1 protein-coding gene is annotated in these 2,261 nt (G+C 73.4%); it reads left to right on the plus strand.

Going from position 1 to position 2,261, the window contains the following annotated elements; all coding sequences use genetic code 11:
• Positions 1-2,261 (plus strand): type I polyketide synthase (locus UK12_RS32300; protein WP_045306774.1); only part of this gene is annotated, 2,261 nt, incomplete at both ends.

Here is a 2,261-nt window from a genome sequence, read left to right on the forward strand (position 1 = left end):
GGAGCGGCTGGACGCCGTGCTGCGGCCGAAGGTGGATGCGGCCTGGAACCTGCACGAGCTGACGAGGGATCACGACCTTTCGGCGTTCGTGCTGTTCTCTTCCGCCGCCGGTCTGTTCGGCGCGGCCGGCCAGGGCAACTACGCGGCGGCGAACAGCTTCCTGGACGCCCTCGCCACCCAGCGCCGCGCCGCCGGACTCCCCGCGACCTCCCTCGCCTGGGGCCTGTGGGCGGGTGGCATGGCGGGCACCCTCGACGAGGCCGACGTGCAGCGGATGGCGCGCGGCGGCGTCGCTCCGCTCACCGCCGAGCCGGGTCTCGCCCTGTTCGACGCCGCTCTCGCCCAGGACGCCGCCGTGCTGGTGCCGATCCGCCTCGACCAGGCCGGGTTGCGCGTCCAGGCGAGGGTCGGCCAACTGCCGTCCGTGCTCGCAGGCTTGGTGCGCAGCCCGGCCCGCCGGGCGGCCGAGGCCGGAGCGTCGGCAGCGGGTGCATCACTGGTGGCCCGTCTGCTCGGCCTGACCGAGGAGGACCAGCAGCGAGCACTGCTGGACCTGGTCCGTACCCAGGTCGCGGCCGTGCTCGGCCACGCCGGCCCGCACTCCGTCGACCCGGGGAAGGCCTTCCGGGAGACCGGGTTCGACTCGCTGACCTCGGTCGAGCTGCGCAACCGCCTGAACACCGTGACCGGTGTCCGGCTCCCGGCCACCGTGGTCTTCGACTACCCGACTCCCACCGCCCTCGCCGACTACCTGCTCACCGAGGCACTGGGCCTGCGCGAGGCGGCCGCCGAGGCAGCGCCGGTACTGGCGACGAGCCACGCCGGGGACCCGATCGCGATCGTCGGAATGGCCTGCCGCTACCCGGGCGGGGTGCGCTCGCCCGAGGACCTGTGGCGCATGATCGCCTCCGGCACGGACGGCATCTCGTCCTTCCCCACCGACCGTGGCTGGGACGTCGAGAACCTCTACCACCCGGACCCGGACCACCCCGGCACCTCCTACACGGCAGAGGGCGGGTTCCTGCACAACGCGAGCGAGTTCGACCCGGGGTTCTTCGGGATCTCGCCGCGTGAGGCGCTGGCGATGGACCCGCAGCAGCGCCTGCTGCTGGAGACCTCCTGGGAGGCGTTCGAGCGGGCCGGTATCGACCCCGAGTCGGTACGCGGCAGCCGGACCGGCGTCTTCGCCGGTGTCATGTACCACGACTACATCTCCCGGCTCCCCGCCATCCCCCCGGGCGTCGAGGGCTATCTGGGCACCGGCAGTGCCGGCAGCATCGCGTCCGGCCGAGTGGCCTATGCGCTCGGTCTTGAGGGCCCGGCGGTCACCGTGGACACCGCCTGCTCGTCCTCGCTGGTCGCGCTGCACTGGGCGATCCAGGCGCTGCGCGCCGGGGAGTGCTCGCTGGCGCTGGCCGGCGGTGTGACCGTGATGTCCACCCCCGACACCTTCGTCGACTTCAGCCGCCAGCGCGGGCTGGCCGCCGACGGCCGCTGCAAGTCCTTCTCCGACGACGCCGACGGCACCGGTTGGGCCGAGGGCGCGGGAATGCTGCTGGTGGAGCGCCTCTCGGACGCCCGCCGCAACGGCCACCCGGTACTCGGGATCGTCCGAGGCTCCGCGATCAACCAGGACGGCGCCAGCAACGGTCTGACCGCCCCCAACGGGCCGTCCCAGCAGCGGGTGATCCGGCAGGCCCTGGCCTCTGCCGGACTGTCGGCCGACCAGGTCGACCTGGTCGAGGCGCACGGCACCGGCACGACGCTCGGTGACCCGATCGAGGCGCAGGCGCTGCTCGCCACTTATGGCCAGGAGCACTCCGAGGAGCAGCCGCTCTGGCTCGGCTCGGTGAAGTCCAACCTGGGCCACACCCAGGCCGCCGCCGGTGTCGCGGGCATCATCAAGGTCATCATGGCGATGCGCCACGGCACGCTGCCGCAGACCCTGCACGTCGGCGAGCCGTCCACCCACGTGGACTGGTCCGCCGGTGCGGTGGAGCTGCTGACGGAGGCCCGGCCGTGGCCGGAGGCCGGCCGTCCGCGCCGCGCCGCCGTGTCCTCCTTCGGCATCAGTGGCACCAACGCCCACACCATCATCGAGCAGCCGCCGACCCTCGACGCCAAGCCGGCCGCCAAGCCGGCCGCAGGACCGGCGTCGGTGGCGTCTGTGGCGTCGGTGGTGCCGTGGGTGCTGTCGGGTCGTTCGGCCGAGGCGCTGCGGGGGCAGGCCGGTCGGCTGTCGGCGCATCTTGAGGAGCGGT

The organism is Saccharothrix sp. ST-888 (assembly GCF_000955975.1).
GTDB lineage: Bacteria > Actinomycetota > Actinomycetes > Streptomycetales > Streptomycetaceae > Kitasatospora.